The organism is Massilia orientalis (genome assembly GCF_030411975.2).
GTDB classification, from domain to species: Bacteria; Pseudomonadota; Gammaproteobacteria; order Burkholderiales; family Burkholderiaceae_D; genus Telluria; species Telluria orientalis.
Genome location: NZ_JASNRB020000013.1, coordinates 200345 through 220724 on the forward strand (window position 1 = coordinate 200345; position 20380 = coordinate 220724).

The 20380-nt window shown below is 59.1% G+C and carries 17 protein-coding genes; 12 read left to right on the top strand and 5 right to left on the bottom strand.

The features are described from left to right. Positions 1-118: 118 nt before the first annotated feature. The 3 genes from QPK29_RS21380 to QPK29_RS21390 form a co-directional block, all read right to left on the bottom strand. Positions 119-991 carry a ParB/RepB/Spo0J family partition protein gene (locus tag QPK29_RS21380; protein ID WP_371771020.1) on the bottom strand — a complete coding sequence of 291 codons (873 nt, stop codon included), beginning with the start codon at positions 989-991 and terminating at the stop codon, positions 119-121. 129 nt (positions 992-1120) lie between these two features. Continuing rightward, positions 1121-2344, bottom strand: a complete 1224-nt coding sequence (locus QPK29_RS21385; RefSeq protein WP_371771021.1) for a ParA family protein — start codon at positions 2342-2344, stop codon at positions 1121-1123. 120 nt (positions 2345-2464) lie between these two features. After that, on the bottom strand, positions 2465-3865 hold the full coding sequence (locus QPK29_RS21390; protein WP_371771022.1) for a replication initiation protein: 1401 nt from the start codon (positions 3863-3865) through the stop codon (positions 2465-2467). A gap of 1024 nt (positions 3866-4889) precedes the next feature. On the opposite strand from QPK29_RS21390, the gene QPK29_RS21395 reads away from it, so the two are divergent. The 12 genes from QPK29_RS21395 to QPK29_RS21450 all read left to right on the top strand — a co-directional run bounded on the left by QPK29_RS21395 (position 4890) and on the right by QPK29_RS21450 (position 17509). Then, positions 4890-5528, top strand: coding sequence for a DotD/TraH family lipoprotein (locus QPK29_RS21395; RefSeq protein WP_371771023.1), 639 nt, complete (start codon positions 4890-4892; stop codon positions 5526-5528). A gap of 1 nt (position 5529) precedes the next feature. Then, positions 5530-6336: a type IV secretory system conjugative DNA transfer family protein gene (locus QPK29_RS21400; protein ID WP_371771024.1), complete on the top strand. Its 807-nt coding sequence runs from the start codon at positions 5530-5532 to the stop codon at positions 6334-6336. Next, entirely contained in the window at positions 6318-7511 is a 1194-nt protein-coding gene (locus QPK29_RS21405) for an ATPase, T2SS/T4P/T4SS family (RefSeq protein WP_371771025.1), read from the top strand. The genes QPK29_RS21400 and QPK29_RS21405 overlap by 19 nt, the downstream gene beginning before the upstream one ends. After that, on the top strand, positions 7511-7774 hold the full coding sequence (locus tag QPK29_RS21410; RefSeq protein WP_371771026.1) for a hypothetical protein: 264 nt from the start codon (positions 7511-7513) through the stop codon (positions 7772-7774). The genes QPK29_RS21405 and QPK29_RS21410 overlap by 1 nt, the downstream gene beginning before the upstream one ends. Before the next feature lie 11 nt (positions 7775-7785). Then, positions 7786-8589, top strand: coding sequence for a TcpQ domain-containing protein (locus tag QPK29_RS21415; RefSeq protein ID WP_371771027.1), 804 nt, complete (start codon positions 7786-7788; stop codon positions 8587-8589). After that, complete coding sequence (locus QPK29_RS21420; RefSeq protein ID WP_371771028.1) at positions 8589-10169, top strand: hypothetical protein; 1581 nt, start codon at positions 8589-8591, stop codon at positions 10167-10169. The genes QPK29_RS21415 and QPK29_RS21420 overlap by 1 nt, the downstream gene beginning before the upstream one ends. A 15-nt stretch (positions 10170-10184) precedes the next feature. Continuing rightward, positions 10185-11546, top strand: a complete 1362-nt coding sequence (locus tag QPK29_RS21425; RefSeq protein WP_371771029.1) for a hypothetical protein — start codon at positions 10185-10187, stop codon at positions 11544-11546. Further along, a complete protein-coding gene (locus QPK29_RS21430) occupies positions 11524-12135 on the top strand; it encodes a hypothetical protein (RefSeq protein ID WP_371771030.1) in 612 nt (203 codons plus the stop codon). The genes QPK29_RS21425 and QPK29_RS21430 overlap by 23 nt, the downstream gene beginning before the upstream one ends. Positions 12136-12297: 162 nt before the next feature. Beyond that, a complete protein-coding gene (locus QPK29_RS21435) occupies positions 12298-14112 on the top strand; it encodes an ATPase, T2SS/T4P/T4SS family (protein ID WP_400189824.1) in 1815 nt (604 codons plus the stop codon). Positions 14113-14134: 22 nt separating this feature from the next. Continuing rightward, a complete protein-coding gene (locus QPK29_RS21440) occupies positions 14135-15220 on the top strand; it encodes a type II secretion system F family protein (protein ID WP_371771032.1) in 1086 nt (361 codons plus the stop codon). A 152-nt stretch (positions 15221-15372) separates the two neighbouring features. Continuing rightward, the gene (locus QPK29_RS21445) at positions 15373-15975 is read left to right on the top strand and encodes a pilus assembly FimT family protein (RefSeq protein ID WP_371771033.1); all 603 of its coding nucleotides are present in this window, start codon (positions 15373-15375) and stop codon (positions 15973-15975) included. Positions 15976-16123: 148 nt separating this feature from the next. Further along, positions 16124-17509, top strand: coding sequence for a hypothetical protein (locus QPK29_RS21450; RefSeq protein WP_371771034.1), 1386 nt, complete (start codon positions 16124-16126; stop codon positions 17507-17509). A 58-nt stretch (positions 17510-17567) separates the two neighbouring features. On the opposite strand, the gene QPK29_RS21455 is transcribed toward QPK29_RS21450, so the two are convergent. Next, positions 17568-18065 carry a hypothetical protein gene (locus QPK29_RS21455; RefSeq protein ID WP_400189825.1) on the bottom strand — a complete coding sequence of 166 codons (498 nt, stop codon included), beginning with the start codon at positions 18063-18065 and terminating at the stop codon, positions 17568-17570. Positions 18066-19199: 1134 nt separating this feature from the next. Beyond that, entirely contained in the window at positions 19200-20255 is a 1056-nt protein-coding gene (locus QPK29_RS21460) for a CAP domain-containing protein (RefSeq protein ID WP_371771036.1), read from the bottom strand. Positions 20256-20380 lie beyond the last annotated feature (125 nt).

Genomic DNA, 20380 nt, shown 5'->3' on the forward strand with positions numbered 1-20380 from the left:
GTCTTTCTCAAAGCAAGGCCCAGGTTTGGCGACCTGGGCTTTTGTCTTTTTGGGACCCGTAATGTCCGGTGGCGTGTTTTATCTCACGGCTGTTTCCCCTGTAAGAGAGGCGGACGCGTTACTCAGCGCCTTTCGCGATCTCTGCCTTCATAAATGCCTCGAATTTCGCAGCCCACTCCTCTGGCGACACGGATGGGTCAGTAAGTTCGACCGTTACCCGATTGCCCCTTACAACGAGCTTCGCGAAGTTCTTTTTGCCTTGCTTGACGACAAGTGGTACAGCGGCCGCTGGCTTCGGAGCGGCCGGACGGGCGCCGTTGGCATGCGCGACCGCGTTCTCCTCGGTGAAGCGTATTTTCTTGTCCTCGTCGGCCGCGGCCTCGGCGAGCTTGTTGACAGCCTCGACGACCAGGTCAACACGACCAGCCTTCGAGGCCTTCGCCAAGCCACTTGCCGCAGTCGCGCCCAGGATAAATGGATTCTGGCGAAGGATTTCGTGCGCGCCGGCCGGTAGGTCATCGAATTGCATCAGGCGCGAGATCGTGGACGAGCTCATGCCCGATTCCTTGGAAAGCGCGGTTTGATCGTACCCATGCTGTGCCTGGAGCGCTTTCAGGCCCTCATACTTCTTGTAATCTGGCAGCGCCGGCGCCAAGTTCGCATAAAAGGCGAGGACGTCCGCGATCTCTTTCGGGACGTCGATAACGACCGCAGGAATCTTCGTGCGGCCGAGCTCCTCGTACAAGTCCGTCCGGTTGTAACCGGACAGCAGCTCGAAGCCTTCAGACGTCTCCGGCAGGATGGTCACCGGGTGGATGAGCGGGTTCGCAGCAAGGTTGGCCTTGAGTTCTGCGCGCTCTTCCGGCGTTAGCGGGCGCTGGCGGCCGGGCACACGGATGAGCCTGCCAATGTCGACTTCCATCGGTACGCCGCCCTTGGAGAGGCGCTCGATCGTGGCAAGTGCATCCTGATACTTGCCCTGCAGGTCCATTAACTGGCCTGGTGCGGTGCGTGGCTCCCGAGCTGCCGCCGGAGCCCCAGGGCGGAGCGGCCCCAAGGCGTCGAGGTTGATGCTCGCAGCTCGCTGTGCCTGATCTTTTGTAAGTGACATATGTTCCTCTTATGCTGCTTCGAGTTCTTCAGCCGCCCAGAAACGGCAAGTACGATCATCGATCAGGTCGACCAGCCTGTCGTAGGGCTCACGGATTCTTCGATACGCTTCTGGACTGCCGGCGTAATCCGAAATGTCGTAGACCGTCTTGAATTCGTTGCTTGCCGTGCGCGCGAGATCCGTTTCCGGGATCTCAACTGCGGTGACGTACGAGCCGTAGGTTTTCCTGATGAAGTCGTTGACGATTTGGGCACCTGGCTTATTCGGCATCCGCGAGATAAGTACTTCCACTGAATCGTAGGATTTCGTCTCTCCGTCCTTCGAGAAGCTCTTCATTCCAGTCACGAGTTCAGAGAAAAGCCCCCAAAACTGCACCATTGATGAGTAGGAGAGGATATCTGGGACGATCGGAACGACCATCGAGTCTGCGGCAAAAAGTGCATTGATGGTGAGATACGAGAGGGTCGGAGCCGTGTCAATGACGACGTAGTCGTACTCATCCAGCAGCGGCTCAAGCGCCTCACGCAGGACCTGCCAGAATTTGAAGGTCGCGTCATTCTGGTGTACCTGGGCCGGCAACATGAACTCTGCATTGAAGAGATCGGACGAGGCGGGGATCAGATCGAGATTGTCCCAATACGTTTTCATCGGGGCATACAGCAGATTCGGCTGCAAAGGTTCGCCCGTCTTTTTGTCCCGTTCGATGATCGGTAAGACCGTTTGGTGAGACTCAATTTCGGCGTTCGGGTTGATGCCATACAGGACCGTACTGGAGCCCTGCGGATCCAGATCGATGTAGAGAACGCGTCTGCCACGGCGCATTACAAGACCTTGAGCCAGGTTCATCCCAGTCGTGGTCTTAGTCACCCCACCCTTAAAATTACCTACCGTGAAAATTTTGCCCTTTTGCTTTTTCCGGCGTTTCAAAGGCTTGACGGTGGCCTCTACCCACTGGATCGTTTCCGCAAGAGTGAACTTGCGCATTTTGCCCTTCGACTCCTGCTGCCCTTCGGGTAACTTCCCCGATTTCAGAAGCGTGTTGAATTTGGTCTTGTCGATACCGCAGATGGCCTGGACTTTGTTGCTCGTGAAGATCGGCGGGTGCTTTTTGTGAGGCTCGGGTTGCACCATCGAGTCACGGATCAGCCGGAGCATCGCGGCCGCACGCTCAGCCACATTGAGAAGATCGTCGGCCGTGACTCTCGGCGGGGGAGGGGCAATCGCAAATTCCATTTAGGCTCCAGAAGTTGAGGCACGGAATCAAAGATCCAATGGCCAAGTAAACAACATTCTGGGGAGAATACTACCGATTCGTTCAAAACTCAACAAATCGGTAGTTTTTTGCCGTTGCGATTAAACGGGCTTGAAAGCGTCGCGATCGACCGCGAGGCCGTGCTTTTCAGCGATCTGCTTTCGCAGCCAGGTAGTGAAGGGCACCCTCTCCATCGCGTTCTTGAAGGTACCGGTGTCAGCGTTGTATGTGGTGGCCTTGCCAGCACCTTCGCCCGCGATATACTCGGCCGCGTAGGCTTTCACTTCGATGTCGGTGAGTGCGTTGACGAGATCTCGGATCTTATCGCCGCGAGCCAGGCTTTCTGCCTCGCTCTTCTGCTTTGCTGCAGTTGCTGCCTCGGCCGCAGCACGCTGCGCGGCTGCTCCGTCCTTCAGCTTCTTTTCGAATGCGCTGCCGCTCAGGTCGATGGTCGCGTCGTCCATCAGGCGTCGAACGTAACCCGCCGGACTCGCTTTGATTTGGCCGCCCCGCGCGCGCTGTTCCGTGATGTCTAACGCCGATTTTGCACGCTGCTCGTCGGTCAGCACCCACGCGACGGCGAGCTTTTCGCCGATTCCAAGATCGCGCAGCCGCTTGTAGGTGTCGCTCTCCTTCGCCTCGTCAATCATCCGCTCGTTCTCGCTGAACACAGACTGTTGCGCTTTCTCCTCTACGGAGAACCGAATTCGGGTGACCTTACGGCCTTTTCGCTCGTATTCCTCCTTGATCTTAATGTCGGACAAGGCGTTCACCTCTACCACGGCTTTCTTGATGACGAGCTCGGACAGGCGCCTGAAGTCGTCGTACGTCGGCGCCGTTGCGCCCATGAGCTTGCGGAAGACCTCGAGCGTCATCCACCCGGTTGAGCCCGTACGACGGAACCGTAGGCAGTTCTCGTAGAGGGTAAGTGCATATCCGGAGTTGAACTGCCTCTGGATCCCGACGTTGATGATCGCGTAGACGTCAGGATCGGCCAGCTCCTCCGCCAGGCGCGTCGAGTATTCATATTCGCAGAACCCGTTGACCAGGTCAGCCGAAGCGAGGAGGGCCGTGGCCGTCCATCTGGGCTTTTTTGCTGGCTCGTTTTCTTCCATCAGGTTGAACTCGACCGGCGTCGTAACGATTCGCAGCAGAGCTTTTTTCAGGTGCACCGTGTCGTCACCTTCAGACCATCCCAGCATGGCCATGAGCATTTTGGTGGGAAGGCGATGTTGCCTCGCTGTGGCCAAGGTGTCGAAGGCATTCAACAGCAGGATGTTGACGAGTTTGCGTTCCACCAGTCCCAGCTCGCCGGACGTGTGAATGGCCGCGACGTGCTTCTTCACTTCCTGCTTACCCCGGACCACTTCGCCGCGGCGGGTCGCGGGACTTGCGACGAGTGCAGTGCCTGATGAACCTTCGGCCTGGCGGTTCTCAAGTACTTCGCCAGATGCTGGCGCGGGGTCGCCTGAGGCGACAGCTGCTGCTGCTTTGCGGGGCATTACTACTCCAAATTGTTTCAACCTGATCAAATGCTATCAGGCAAAGCCATAGTTTCGCAATGACAGGTATGGCAATTCGCACCATCGCGCCTGCTGGCACAAAGCGATGTCGCCGTGATCGGCCGAGGCAGATCGTACGCAAAAACTTCGCTACGCGAATCTGCAACCACGCCCATCGCCCACATGGCAGCTACCCCGAAAACTATGGCATTACGCGCGGAAACAACGCGCACAACCGACCTGCGCCCCGAAAACTATGGCAATAGGCCTTCTAAACGGCCGTTTTTTGCAACCACGCCCCGGAAACTATGGCAATAGGCCGCAAAAAGCCAGTCTCGTCTGTCATTCGGGCGGAGCCGTGGCAACCATGTCCCGCTTTAACAAGGGGCAAAAACCGCTGTTTTCCCTCTGTAGCAACCGCATCCCAGAACTACCGCTACCGAGCTTGTCAAGACCTCCCCCTTCAAAAAATGTGAGTTTTTGTGAGATTTTGCAAGGATCCCACATTAATTTTCTTCAACGTTGGCATTTTTTCACCTATTTCATTAACGCTTGGAAATTGTTGTTGAACCGAAATCAATATTGATGGGTCCGCCATGATTCAACGACCCCGAAAACTATGGCAATAGCCCTGTACGCATCGAAAAGCGCCCCGGAAACTATGGCAATACCCCCCGGAAACTATGGCGATACCCCGAAGACTATGGCGGTCGGCCCCGGAAACTATGGCATTTCGCCCCGGAAACTATGGCCATTCTCTCCGCCGACCCGCATCGTTACTCGCTCTTCGTGACGTAAACGGTTTTAAAGGTGTTGTCTTTAAAGTTAACAACAACAAGCCGCCTTCGTCGGCTCGTTGTCGTTTGTTGATTTTTTTGAAGGCAAAAAACCTGAAATCAAAAGCGGCCTACGGCCCAAAGCACCCCCAACCGCGAGCCTCTGTAGACGACTTGGTGCTGACCGCCCAGCTGGCGTGTGGCGCCGCTGCCGGGCGCCGGATCAGCAGGGTGGATTGGAGCTGCACATGCCCGCCGCCGGTATCGGCCGGAGCAAAGCGATCGGCCGTGATGTTTTTTGGCAACCACCTCGTAGTGTCTCCGTCGGGAGAAAATTCTCGAACGGTTACAGACGTTGCCTGCATGCATCCTTTTCTTGCACTGTGCCACATGACAAGGTAATCTATTGCCTTGATTCATTTTATGATTACAGGACAGAACAAATGACCGGCAGCCCTCTTCCGAAAAGCCGCGCAGCGATCGCCGTGATCCTCGCTGCAGTGCTCGTTGGATGTGCGTCACCGCAACCTGTGGAAGAGCCGGATAACACTCCGGGAGTACGAACGTCGATTCTCCAGGCCGCTGAGCGTGCTGAGGCAAAGAAGGCGCAAATGGCCGATGCTGCGACACCAGCAAGCTTGTCCGGTAACACGATGACGGTCATCTGGGAAGGCGACGCATCCGAGATCCTAAAGCGCATCGCCGCAGCCCAGAAGCTGACCTTCAAGCACACTGGCCCGCAGCCGCATTTGGCGCTGCCGGTCTTCATCAAGCTGCGCAACGTGACCTTGGCCCAGGCCCTCACTGCGGTCGGCGAGCAGTGCGGCGGCCGTGCGGATGTCGTCCTGAACGATTCCTCCATCGAGCTCCGCTCAAAGCTGTACTGACATGACTCGAGCTTTCTCTCGCGGCGTACTGTGCGCCACAGTCCTCCTGATGCCGCTGGCGCCGTTGGCTTCTGCAGCGCCGTCGGTACAGTCGAACCTCGACAAAGTGCTCTCCGCTTCGTCCCGCGTCCCGACCATCCCGTCCGGCATCTCGGAAGTGCGCGCCGCGGCGCTCAAGCAACTTGGTGTCGGCTTGGGTATGCGCGCCGGCCTGGCCGATGAGAGCAAGGTCATCACTGCGGAGATCGAGAAGGAAAAAGGTGTCTTGGACACCAAATTCAATTTCGGATCGCTGACCTTTCCGTCGGGAGCATTGCCGCCAGTGATCGAAGAAGCGCAGGACGTCATCGCAATCACCGAATACTCGATGCGCGTGCAGGGGCACGTCTATCGCATCGTGACGCCGGCCACCTTCGGCCAGAACAATTGGCGCAACTACCTGTACCTGGGTTTGACCGACAACGACGACCAACTGGTCGGCGACGCGCAGCGCAGCATCCTTCCCAAGGACGACACCGAGAAGGCGTACTGGGAGTCCATCGTGCGCACCGCGTACGATGAAGGGCGCAAGCAGTCACGCAAGATCTTCGAACTGAACTTGGCGCGCCTGGAGCGTGATTTCAACGGCATGCGGCTGTTCTACACCTTGTACGGCCGCGGCCTCGTGAGCGCGCCGAAATTTGCTGCCGCGACCGACAGCGTGAGCCGTCCAGATCCGAACACAATCATCATCGGAGACTCGGTCTTCCGCATTTCGTCGCAGCCGGAGTTCAATGGCAACAGCGCTGAATGGAAGACGACGAAATGACGCCGAACACGATCGAGGGTCTCCAGCCTTTCGCCCTGCACGCGGGGTTCGGCGAGCGGGAAACCCACACGATGATCACGTCGGCCCTCGACCAGGGCTGTTCGGATTTGAAAATCCAGAGCAACGATTACGTCACGGTCTACTGGCGGCGCCGGTGGTACCCGCTGACGAACCGTCTCCTCGAAGACACGGAGGTGAAGAAGATTCTGTCGATCCTGTGCGGCCCGGCGGCGATCCCAAAGCTCGGTAAGGGCGACGAGGTGGACGAAGACCCGGAGTTCTTCCGCCCCAACGCTGATCGAATCTTGGTGCGTTTGCGTCTTCACGCGATCGCAGCTCGCGTCGGGGGTGAAAAGAACGGTGTCTCAATCACGATCCGTACCATCCCGGAGAATTTGCCCGAGCTGTCGAAACAGGGCCTGCCGGAGGGTGTCGCGGAGGACCTGCTTGTTGACAAAGGCTTGGTCCTCGTCAATGGTGCAACCGGCTCAGGCAAGACGACGCTGATCGCAGCCGTGCTTCACGAGCGCACCAAAGAGACGCCCGCGCCCAGCATCCAGACCTTCGAAGAGCCGATCGAGATCAGCTATGGGAAAGCTGGGCTCGGACGCGGGCCCCTGGTTGCGCAAGCTGCGATCGGAAAGCATCTCCACAGCTGGGGCCGCGCCGCGCCATCCGCGATGCGATCGAAACCTGACATCCTGTTGATGGGCGAGGTGCGTGACGAAGAGACCGCCGACAAAACGGTTGAAATGGCGATCACTGGTCACGGCGTCCTGGCGACGATCCATGCGGACACCCCTAACGAGACCATGTTCCGCCTGGTCGAGATGTTCCCGGCCGAAGTGCGGGCGGCCGCCGCATCGAAAATGCTGGGTGCGCTGCGCATGATCTGCTCACGCAAGATTGTGAAGCTGGATAACGGCGATGTGGTTCCGCTCACGTCGTGGATCTCTTTCGACTCGGACATCAAGGACGCACTGCAGAGCGAAGAGTGGCCGTACCCGCGCTGGGCGCGCTTCGTTCGCAATTACCTCATCGAGCATGGCCAAGATTTCGCCAGCCAGTGCGTGCCGTTCATTCGCAGCGGCGCAATGGGCTTGAAGATGTTCCGCGAAATCACGCAGATGGGCCGTGTTGAGGCGCAGCAGTATTTCGACAAGGCGAGGGGCTGATGGATTGGCGCAACGCGGGTTTCCGCACCAAGATCGGGAAGATTGACGGCTCCGTCATCTTCCCGTTGCTCCTGGCGATCGTTGTTTTCCACTACGTGACCATCTTCTTCCTAGTGCTGTACGCCGGCGTGAGCATGTACATGTCGTTTCGAGGACGGTCGATGAAATGGTTGTGGCGCCGGCTCCGCTTCTGGTTGAGACGGGGCGTGATCTTGGCGCGCACGCAGCGGTATTGGCGATATGTAAGAACCGGACACTATTGAGAGCAAATCAAATGAAAATGAATAAATTGGTACTGGCGATGGCACTCCTCATGGGGGCCGGCTCTTCGTACGCGGGCTTTGTCGATAACCGGGCAGCCGACGGAGTGGTCGACGTGAACTATAAATCTGTTTCCGTCGAAGACTTAGTAGCCGATATCGTGCCGCCGGGGTATCAAACCGAATACACAAAGCCCTTCCAGCGCAGAACCCTGGTGACTATCGCCGGCAAGGGCACTTGGTACGCCCTGCTGACGGAAGCCGTAGCGAAGTCGAACCTATCGGTTTATATCGACCAGGACAAGCGTACGGTCAAAGTCACCGATCGTTTGGCGCCGGCTGAACGGGAGCCCGAGGTCATTGCATCGTCGGTTGCTGCTCCCGTTGTGACGCCCGCCGGTGCTGTCGAGGCCTCGACCCAGCCGTCCGCGGTTGCACGCCAGGCCACGGGACTTTCGTCGGCGGTAGCGGTGAAGCCGGCCGTCCTCAAGGTGCAAGGCCCGGTCGATACGCCGGCGCCGACCGCGTTCACCACGACTAGCTCCGACTATCAGGTATCGGCGGTGCTCCAGCGGTGGGCCAGCCAAGCAAACATGCAGTACGTCTGGGAGCCACGCAACGTCGAGTTCCAGATCAGCGCTGAGAACGACTGGGGCACCGACCTCCGCCAGGCAGTGCGCGGCCTTCTGACGTCGGTTCAAATGAACCAGCGCACCCAGGCTGGTCGGGAACGCGTGCGGGCCTGTATTCACCCGAACAAGCCGAAAAATGTACTTCGCATCATTCGATTCGAAGAGCGCTGCCAAGGAGATATGTGATGCGTGAGTCCATTCCGCTTGCAGTGACGGCGATTGCGGCAGCTGCATTTCTCACCGGCTGCGCAGGCTTTTCGGCGAATAACGACTCGATTCGTGAGCATCGCGATGTTCGCGAAAACGAGGCGTCGAAGGCTGAGGACCGGCTCGCCGCGCAGCGTTACGCGGCCGGCGTTCGCGATCTGGTCGAAGATGCGATCACACCGTACACGGGCAGCCAGCAGATCGCGCCCCAGCGGTGGGCGCAATGGCCGCTGGCGCTGCGCCCTGGAGCGCAACTGAACCTGCGCTTCTCCGACAACGTCGTGGATAGCAACGGCAACTCGAACATTCCGTTGTCCGATTTCGCGCAGAAGATCAATCTGGCAACCGGTATCCCGGTACGCGTCAAGCCCGACGCGCTGCTGGATGAAAACGGAAAGTCTGTGACCGTAATGGTGCCAGCGACTTACAAAGGGGGCGTTGCGCCTCTCTTCGAGCAGCTCGCGGCCCGCTACCGTGTGCACACTCAGTTCGAGAATGGTCAGCTGGAGTTCTTCCGCACGACCACCCGCCGCTTCGTGATCGGTGCAGCTGCCGCTTCTGTCGGTGGCAGCATGGGTATCGATAGCGGTGGCGGAGAAGGGGGCTTCAGTACGACCGCGAGTATGACTTCGAAGTTTCAAGAGATCGATGCGCCCAAGAGCCTTATCCCTGGCATCAAGCAGTGGATGAGCAAGGGCGCGCCCGACCCGACCTACAATCCCGCGACGGGATCTTTGACGGTGACCGACACACCGGAAGCGCTCGACCGGATTGGCGAATACATCGACAGTGAAAAGCGCCTGATGAATCGCGGCGTCATCTTCGACGTTGATGTCATCCGCTACTCGAGCAAGAACGTCGGCACATCAGGCGTCAACTGGCAAGTGGCCTATCAACGGGCCAAGGCGCTGTCCGAGACGACAGTGACCTATAACGCGCCCACGAAGGCACTGGACCTGGCATCCGGCTTGCTGGGCGCCACGCTGATGGGCGGGGCGGACGGACAAAACCGTTTCGCCGGGTCGGCAGCACTTATTGCGGCACTCAACGAAAGCGGCCAGGCCATCGTCGTGAGACATCATGTCCTGGAAACGCAGAACCGTGTCGGCATCATGTACGCAGCGAACAAGACGTTCGACTATGTGAACGAAGTTTCCGCGGCGTCGTCCCTGTCCGGCGTGGCCTCGGGCCAAAAGACAAAAACCGAGAACGTGGGCCGCACGCTCATGTTGGTGCCGGCCATCACCGGAGACAACGACGCGTCGGTCGACATCTCGATTCGCGAATCGGTGAAGAACCCGTTCGGCACCAATACAAGCGGCAAGGGCGATAGCCAGACTACCGTCCAGCTGCTGGACAAGGATACCGAGGTTGCTCGTCAACGCGTCGGCTTGCACAACGGCGAGTCGCGCGTGCTCGCTGCAATTAGCGGCCGCACCAACGAAGGGACTGACCAGAGCCTCGACAAACACCTGTCCGCCATGTTTGGCGGGAATGTCTCCGGCAACCGATCTGAAGACCAGTACTACCTGGTCGTCACGATGCGGTTCAAGGAATAACGGCACGGGACCAGAATGGCGCAGATCATCAATGTTGGTGGCAAGAAGCTGTTAGCTGGGATGCACTGGCTCGACCCTGAGTCGGTGAAGTCGAATACCCAGCAGGGACCGGCCTTCCTGTCCAGGTTCATCAAGCCCAAGAGCGCCGCCGGTGCCCAAATCACCGAGCGCGAACTGGTCGCGGCGCAGAGGGCAAGCTATGCCGCTGGCACCACCCGTAACGCCTGGGGCTACTTGAGCGCGTTCGAGAAGCGTGCAATGAGCAAGGTCTCTCGCTTCGACAAGGTCTATTCCCTGGCCGAGATGTTCAGTGCGGTGCCCGGCCTGGCCGTGTGCTCGATCCTGATCGCACAGATCCCTGGCGAAGATGAATACGTCATGTGCACGTCGATTAACGCTCACCCGGCGCCGGGTGACTTCGACGTAGTCGTTCCCGCCTCGGAGGTCGCAAACACGCTGCTGCGCTGGGACAGCCAATTGCGCGCCGTAACGACCAGCGCGCCGGCAATGTATGGCACGTGGCCTGGCGTCACCAATAGCCTCAGTCTGGATAAGCTGACGTCGATCGCAGCTGCAGTCCGACCCGTGCGGTCGGTGGGCATGGACGTGCGCCAGGTGGCGGTGCTGGCCGTTGTCGTGGGCGGCTCGGTGGCGGCTTATATGGCCTGGGAAGACCACAAGCGCGAGCAAAGCATCAAGGAGGCGCAGGTGCGCGCCCGGCAGCAGGCGCCAGCAGCGGTGTATCAGAAAGCGCTCGACGAGCAGTGGCCTACCCAGCCGTGGGGCAACCTGGCGCGCGTGCGTGCGCTGCAGCAGCACGTTCGAAAGGTGCGCGAGTACGTTGGCGGCTTTAAGATCTCCAGCGCTGTCACTTGCCAAATTCTGACCGGTGTCTGCACTTTCAGCTACAAGAAAGACGGCGACAGCGCGGCCACATTTCAGGATTTTATCGACGACATCGAAGGACAGTTTGTGCCGACGTCTTTCGGCCAGGACGGGAAAACTGTCGAGGTAAGCATGACAGTTAAGAACCTCCCGGCCTCTGCAGCGCCCCGCATGGATGTGCTCGCCGACGAGTCGCAGTCGCCACTTCTTTTCTGGCCACTCATTCAAAAGTTGGTACCGACACAGAAGGTTTCGGGCAGCCAGCAGGTTGACTACAAGGTATTCCCGCAGGGCCTGGGTATCAACGAAGCGGCCGTGCCCACGCTCATTCGGTCGGCCGGGGTCACCGTCACCTATCCGCTGTGGGATCTGGTTCAAATCCCGTCGGCGAAGGGCGTTTTCGCGAACGCTATCAACTGGAAAACGCTGACCGCCGGGAATGGCGCCGTGACATTGGCAGGAGAAATGTATGCAAAAAAAGCAAATCCTTAAATGCGTGCTGGTAGTGGCCGGCTTGGGCCTGGCGCAAGCGGCCAGCGCCCAGGCGGCACCCTCGCCATCGCCCACGGGGGGGCCAGCTGCAGCCGCAGCATCGACAGCAGCTGTCGTCCCAGTGCAGAGCTATACGCTCGGCGATCTGGCCGATATGGCCCGCGACCTCGAGTTTGAGAAGCAGCGCCGCGCACTGCGTGAGGCAAAAGGGGTGGTGGAGGTCAAGGCGCCCGCCCCGGTTCCCCTCCCTGTTAAAAAGAAGGTGAAGGCCCCGCCGAAGCCTATCGAGCCGGAAGGGCTGCAGGTGCGCGCAATTTTTGGCATGCCCCGGAGCGAGACGGTCCGCTTCTTCACCAATAAGGGTCAGTTCGAAGACCACCATGTCGGAGAGACCGTCCAGGGATGGACGATCATCCAGGTCGCCGATGAAGGAGTAGTGCTGCAGAAAGGGAAGGTGATCTATCCCCTGGCTCTCCGAACGCTCCGCATGGCTCCTGAATCAGCAGACGGCGGAGAGTCCGAGCCGCTCGCCAGGAACGCCGTTCAAGCGGGCCCGCTGCCAAGCCCTAAGCTCGTCAGCGGTCAGTGATAGTAAAGGACGACGATGATCTCGCGACTATTCGGTTTCCTTAGTGGACGATCGTCTGTATCCGTGCCGGCAGAGCGGCCGCAGCCTCTGCTTGAGGCTGCGGCGCCGCGGCGCGCGGTAGGAGCCGGAGCGGTCTCGCATCCTCAAATCGCTCCCGGCACCGTGTTCGAATCGACCGACCAGCTGCCGCCCAACTGGTTTGTTTTGAGCGGCAAGCACGCGACCCACGGTCGCCTGGATGTGACAGAAAAGCTTCTGCACACTGTCGCTGTGCTGGCCTATCCGCTTCCAGCCAGCGGTGAAAGGCGCTTTGGCACGCTTCGTCTCTCCGTCGCCGGATGGACGGAGAGCCCGAAGAACATGCGCCATGGCCTCGCGATCAACCGCGAACTGGCCGACCTGGCCGTGGCTAAGAACGTTGTGCTTGACCCGGCCCAGCCTTTCGAAGCGTCCCGCAACCTTATCGCAACGATTAACGGCGTTGACGCGAACGAGCACGCCGGCGAGGCGGTGTCCGCTCACGAAGCCAAAGTATTGCGTCGCGACCAGGAGCTGCGGCAGGCCCAGTCCGAGAACCGTTTCAATGGCATGATCAATGAATTGCTGACGCAAGCGGTGAAATTCGGTACCGCCGACATCCACATTTACGTCCGCTACGACAAGGACAAAAAGACGCAGCGAAATCGATCGCTCATCGAGTTCCGTATCGACGGCGATATCGAAACTGTCGATGACCTGCCGCCAGCGATGAAAGATCCGGCCGAGCTGCGCGGCATGATCGGCTACATGTACAACGAACAGTGCTCGAATCGGTCGGAAACGTCGTTCAACCCAGGTAATTTTCTCGAAGCGACACTGAACGACCGCGTCGTCGGCACGCGCGGTGAAACCATTCGGGGACGCTTTACGACCTTCGACCTGGGTGACGCCCCAGCACCGAACGGCGATCGCCCTTTCAAGCTGGTATTACGCATTATCTACGTCGATCGGGTTGAGATCCCCACTCTCGAAGCGCTTGGATTCTTCCCTGACGTGATCGCGGCAGTGGATCGGTTTACGAGCAACAACAAGCGACTGTTGTCTATTTCGGGTTCGGTCAACATGGGCAAGTCGACGACCCTGCGTTCTGTTTTCGCCAACGTTGGGGGTGCAAAGTACTCGGCCGAAGATCCGATCGAGAATACACACCCGAATACTGCTCAGATCAACGTCTCAGGTGCCGAAGCAATGGAGCGTGCGCTGTTACGCTTCAAACGAGGCGACTTGAACACGCTGCTTATGGGGGAGGTTCGCGATCGGCAGACGCTGGAGATGGCAGTGAACGTCGTCCTGTCCGGCCACCCGGTCTATACCACGACACACTCCGATTCGGCGCTGGCCCAAATCGCCTACTTCCTCTCCTCGAAGATGGGGATGCAGGCGGACCTCCTGGCACACTCGGCCGTGTTGGGCCTGCTTATGCACCAGGTGCTGGTGCGGAAGCTCTGCACGTGCGCGTTGCGCGGAGGCCGGGCAATGGAGACGCTCGGACTGCAGCGCCTGCGACACATCGAGAAAACCTATCACGTCGATGTCGATCGCTTCCACGCTCACAACCCTGACGGCTGCGAGATATGCCGAGCACAGGGACATGCTTCGCGCGTTGGCTACATGGGCCGCAAGATCCTCGCGGAATACTTTGAGCCGGATACCGACGACCGCGTCTTGATCGGTAAGCGGGACTTCCTGGGCCTCGAGAGGCGCTGGCGGGAATCGCATGGCGCCTTTGATGACCTGACCAATACACGTGGTCATACCGCTCTGGAGGTAGGCCTGAAGGCTGCGCTCCAAGGCGGTATAGATCTGCGCTCCATCGAGCGATACTGCGGCCGCTTCGAAGACGCGGTGGTCGTGAATTCTCCGAGCTTCGTCCCTGCGGCCAAGCCGGTGATCGGCAGCGGCGTCATCGCCAACCTACCAGAATCCCAGCGCGCGTGAGCGCGTCGAGCAAGGAATAGCAATGACTTCATTATCCGACGCGATCGCCATCTGGAACGCGCGCCGCCTTTTCAACGCCCAGCGCTCGGCCTTTTATCGCGATTTGGGCGCCTCGCTGGCCGCCGGCGCGCCCTTGAATGGTTTGATCAGCGAGTACACCAAGCAGGATGTGCCCGGTATCAGCCCCATGATGAGCTTGTGGGGCGAGGGCATGCTGGCGCACCCTGGCTCGCTTGCACGCGCCACCACGGGCCTGGTCAGCGAGAGCGACACCATTATCATCTCGGCAGCCGAGATGAACCCAGGGACTGCAGGCAAGCTCTATCAGATGTATGCCTCGAACCTGGCCCAGCGTAAGGCGATGATTCGGGCTGTGATGCTCCCGTTGATGCTCCCCGCGTTCACGTTCGCTGCCTTGGTGGCAGTGCTTTTCTTCTTCAAGCTGGTGATCTACGCCGACATGCTCAAGGCCGTGCCCTTGAAGTACTGGCCGCCATACGGAGCGCTTTCGTACTCGGTTATCGACTTCTCAACGGGACTGGGCGGCGCGCTCGTCGCGGCCGGTGTGGTCGGCCTGTTTGCGTTCGTCGCTTGGAGTCTCAATAACCTCGCTGGGCCATTCCGGGATTGGGCGGACCGGAGGATTCTGCCGTACACCCTTTTTGCACAGATGGAGTTGATCTCGACGGTTACCGCGATCTGCTCGATGATCGATGCCGGCATCTCCGATACGGTTGCGCTCAACAAGGTCACGTCGAACGGCTCGGTGTGGATGTCCTATCAAATGGAAAAAATCAGGTTCCACACCGGTCGAGGGAAAACCGTGCTCACCTCGCTGCGTGACCTGCCGCTGCCAAAAATGCTGGCCGCGCGAATCGTCGTGCTGGCCGGGGAAGAGAAGCTGGCAGACGCGCTTCCCGATCTTGTGATCAAGAGCTGCCAGGATGAAACGGTAAGCATGGTCGAGCGCATGCAGATTCTATCCAAGATCATCACGATGGCTTGCGTTCTCATTCTCATGTGCTTCGTCGCTGTCCTAATGCTCGGCAACATCAGCTTCTCTGAGGCGAGCCAGGCATTTTCAAATGCGACACAAAGGACTCGTTGAGCTGTGTTTCAAACTTGGCGTAGGCGATCATTTTGTTTGCGCCAGGAAACTCCTTGTGCTATTTTATAGCGATTATACGTAACAATGAATTGCGGACCTCTAAGTGCGCAAATCTCATCTCAAAAATCCATTACCAAGAGGATCTGCTCTAAATGATCGCCCCCATCCATATTTCTTCCAATATCCGCACGCGCCAACGCGGCTTTACGCTTTTTGAGTTAGTCGGCGTGCTGGCACTGATCGCCGTCGCCATGTATGGGCTGATCAGGGCGAAACGTGGGGCCGAGGTTAACACCAACGCGCAGACGCTTTACAACAGTGTCGCCACCGTCCAGCAGGAAACGTCGAAGGTCTATCCTGGCCTGTTCACGGGTCTGACCTGCGTTACGCTGGCTAACAACAGCGTGTTCTCCGGCACTTCGTTCCGCGTCGACCGTACGGTGCCGGCGACACCGACCGTGTTTTACAACGCGGAGCCGAATAGCCAGATATCGTGCGCGGCCGCCTCGGTCATCGTTGCCGGCCAGAACGACGGCTACACGCTGACTTTCCCAGGGCTTTCGAACGAGATGTGCAACGCTGTCGTAGACAAGCTAGACCAGACCGCGTGGCTGATGTCGGTCAACGGCACTTCGGTCAAGGCACTGCGCGGCGCGCTCAATACCACTACCAGTGGCACCCAGTGCAACGCTACGGCAACGGCTGACAACCAGACCGTTGTGGCGTCGTTTGCCAGGTCGCTCCCGCCGCAGTAATACCAGTGCAGTAGCAACGAAAGCGATGACGGGCAATGGGCTCGCATCGCTTTCTTGCATTTAAGCCGAGAGAGCTGAAGTGATCAAAAGGTACAGTAAATTGCAGGCCCAGAGAGCAGCGCGCCGGCGCCATGAGGCAGGGTTCGGCATGATCGAAGTCCTCATCATGATCGCCGTGACGGGTGCATTATTGGTGGTCTGGAATCGGGTCCAAGTCGCTCGCCAGATTGATGAAACTGATAAGGCAGTGGCCGCGCATGGCCAGTTGGTTCAATCGGGCGTCAACAAGTACATCAACGACTACCGGCAAACGCTTCTCGCGAGCGCTACGCCAACCATTCCTGGCTTCGCGTCACCCCTCGCTCCCACGCTCCTCGAGCTGCAGGCCAACCCGGTCGGCAACCCGTACCTCCCCTCTGGCTACAATCTCGCGAATCAGTTGGGGATGACCTACACGGTCGCGCTGTCGCTCCTGCCGGCCGGATGTACACCAGGTGTCAACTGCACCGACGTCACCGGACTGGTGACCTCGACACAGGCGCTGATCGATCCGACGACGAACCGGCCTGATGGCCGGCGCGTTGGAGGCCTGGCCAATAAAATCGGCCTGGACGGAGCATCGTCCAAAGTTGGTGCCGGCACGATCCTCACTGGCCCGGCAGGTACCTGGCCGCAGGCGAACCCCCGCGGCAACGTTGAAGGGATTCTGGCCATCCGCGTGGGCTTCGGGTCGGTCGATTACAGCTCACTCGACGCACTTCTTCCTCGTGACGGTACGCGCCCGATGACCGGGCCTTTGCGTTTAGGTGGAAATCCGCTCTTGAACGCATCCACCATTTCGGCCTCAAGCACCATTTCGACCACCGGAGGCAATATCACCACGGATACTGGGTCGATCACGTCGAATTCGGGCTCCGTCACGACGAATAGCGGCTCGATCATGACGAACAGCGGCTCGATCACGACCAGCACTGGAAATATAACGGCCACGGCCGGCAAGGTAACGGCCAAGTACTTCGTGCCGGCGGTACAGGCCACCGGCGGCGCCTGCGCGGATAACAGCGCGATCGCAACCGCGGTCGACGGCACGATCCTGGTGTGTCGCGCTGGTGCCTGGCGCGTCCACGCGGGACCGATCGCGGACAAGGGCACCGCATGCACGCAGCCAGGCGCGCTTGCCACCACATCGACGACCGGCGAGGCCGTAATTTGCCGAGGATCGACGTACATCGCGCTGGCGAACGCGATCGGGAAATACGTTGAAGTCAGCCGTCAAAGCGTTATGGACGGCAACGTCGTTGCCTATCCAACGTGCGAATCGGGCGGTGTCCCGGCCTTCCGGTTTGGCATGGTGCAGACCGCGGTGGACGTCAGCTCCGCGCCGCCCAAGCAGGTCACGAATCTCACGGCCGCAATCGGACCAGGCAGCGCCTGGACAGTGTCGTACAAGCTCCGGGACGACCTTGGCAATCAGACCTCGGCGAACGTCTACAACCTCCAGGCGGTGATGTACCTGGAATGCAAATACCCCTAAAACGGATCACAGGATGCAAATGTCACAGAAATATCTGGGTGGATTGTTAATTGCCGCGTTAGCCAGCTCGTGTATCGCCGCAGCGAATGACGGGCCGGGCGTCGGCCGTGCGCAACAGGGTAAGAGGAAGGACGCCGTGCAGCAGCCGCAGATCACCTGCGCTGTCTCCCCCGAGCTGTGCATGAGCGAGCCAGTCGCGCGTGGATGCGGGGACGGCCGGCATTGGTCTGCCGCGGGAAGTGGAATGGCGCACTGTGTTGACGATGACCGCAGCTGCGCGGACGGTAAGGCTGCGAAGCGCGACGAATACGACAACCTGGTCTGCGCGGATGAGAAGGCGGGTGGAGAGGCGGCTGAGCAAGAAAGCCAAGGCGGCGCAGCTCGCGCCGCGAATCAACAATAAGAAGGGAAGCGAAATGAAGAAAATATTCGTAGGCCTGTGGCTGGCCGTGATTGCGTTCACGGCCAGTGCCCAAGGCAACTGCACCGTGAGCCCAGAATCGTGCATGACGGCGCCGATCGCGAAGGCGTGTCCGGTCGGCAAGCGATGGACCACGGCGGGTAGCGGAATCGCTCACTGCGTTAACGTGGATCCAGTTTGCGCCTCGTCGGAAAAAATTGCTTACGACAGCCTCGGTAATCCGTCCTGCGTGTCGCGTTGCACGGCCAGCGAATACTGGGACGGCAGCATGTGCCGGCCGTGTACAACAACATCGAGTGGCACCGGCTCGTGTCAGTCAGGCTACACTGGCACCGCTTACCGTTCGGTGACGACGAACACCTGTGCTGGTACGACGAGCTACGGGAGCTGGGACTATTCCAGCTGCACGCAGTCGTGCAGTACCTCGTCGACGACGGAGTCCGGCTCTTGCCAGTCCGGCTATAGCGGCACCGCTTATCGCACGGTAACGACGAACTCGTGCTCCGGATCAACCAGCTATGGAAGCTGGGACTATTCAAGTTGCAGCTCGTCGGCTCCTAGCACGCCGGTTACTACCCCGTCGACGCCTTCTTGTGGCCCTTCGACTACTACCGAGAATGGATCCTGCCAGTCTAATTACACCGGAACCGCCTCCCGTTCTGTGACGTCTAACTCGTGCACAGGCTCGACGACCTACGGACCCTGGGACTACTCCGGATGCACCTATAGCCCAGTGATTGAAAAGCCATACGACATGTGCCCGAACGACGGACAGGTCAAGTACTCTTGCACTGCAGCTGGCACCCCCGGAAGCAGCGGAAAATACCAGCAGACCAGATATAAGGACAATGGGCTGAATAACGGAGGCTGTACGACATCCACTATGCAGATCGGGACATGCGGCTACAATCCAGGCTTTTGGTCCAAAGAGTATTGAGTCGAAGTCAGGCCACAATCATGAAGTCTGGCATTCTCTGGCACCCGACGTTTGGGTCTTGGTGACGAAAACATCCATCGCAATCGCGCCATATTTCCTGAGCAAGACCCGATGGGCTAAACCATTGCCTATCGGGTTTTTTGCTTACTTCATTCTGTTTGTCAAGCACGGTTGTCTTAGCCGCGCAACCTAATGCGATCGTTGGACAAGAAAATTGAAAAGGGCTGGGTCTGCGAGATACAGACCCAGCCCTAGATCCTCACAATGGCTCACCGCTCGTACTGAGCGGAATGCTATTCAGTTGCGCGTTCTTAGGCGTGCGTATCGATGACTTACTGGCAACGATAGTCCTTGGCCGCCGTCGTGAAGCTCCACGACTTGCTGATGGTCAGGATACCGCTTGTGGCGCCAGTCGCCGTACCAGTCGCGGTGCCCGTGAACGTCACGTTGTACTTGGTGCTGGCCTTGAACGGTGCTTTGCCGACGATGAAGGCAACATACTTCGGCACGAAGCCGGTCGTGTCGTTATCGCTCGTCACAACGCGCACGTCGAGCGGAGTGCTCTGGCCAGCTTCCGTCACCGTGAACGACGTTACCGCCAGTTTGGTACTCTCCTGCGACATCAGACTGATCGGGAAGCTGGTCTTGGCGCAGAAAGAAGCTGTGGTGCCGTCCAGATCAGCGAACGGATTCGGCGCTTCCGGTGCGTGGGTCAGGCCAACGGCGGTCTGATCGTTTGTGGGATACACGCCGACGTAGTCACCTCCCACATTCTGCTTGGTAGCCGCCGTGCCGAAGTCGATGTAGGCCGGACGGGCGGTATCGCCGTTGACCGGAGGCGCAATGCCCAGATCAGTCCAGCCTTGCGACATCATGAGGACGCGGTGGTAGATGGTCGCCGAGAGTCCTTCGATCACTTCCGAAGCGTTACCGGTTGCGCCGGTCCAGCCGATAACTTCGCTCGATGCACTCGGGGTGTAGCCGGCTGCGACAAGACGGTCAGCGACGGTGACACCAGTGAAGCCTGGAGTGCCCGCAACCTCGGTGTGGGGCGTAGCGCCGCCGTTGTTGGTCGCCACATAGTCCGAGTGGTTTTGCGCGGCCATGTCGATTTTCGCACTCTGGTTCACCGGGCCGAGGTTCAGCGCGGCGCGGAAAGCAGCCAGAGCATTGAACGCGCTCATCTGCTGCGAACCTGCGAGGTAGGTCGGGGTCACGGCTGGCTGGGTGGTCGCGGCGAGAACTGCCGGGGTCGGAGCCGGGGGAGGAGTGGTCGCGACTGGCGGCGTGGCCGTGGTCGACGATCCGCCGCCTCCGCCACCGCCACCGCAGCCGACGAGAGCCAGCGACAGGGTTGCAGCGATGGTAAGGGTGAATTTATTTTGCATTTGAATCTCCGTTGTGAGTAGTTAATTTGAGCAAGAAGTTTTGCTCCATGTACACAGTTTAACAATCGTGCTTTCAGTCTCGCAACGAAACCGGCGAAAAGTTTTCAATTTATTTTCGGAGAAGA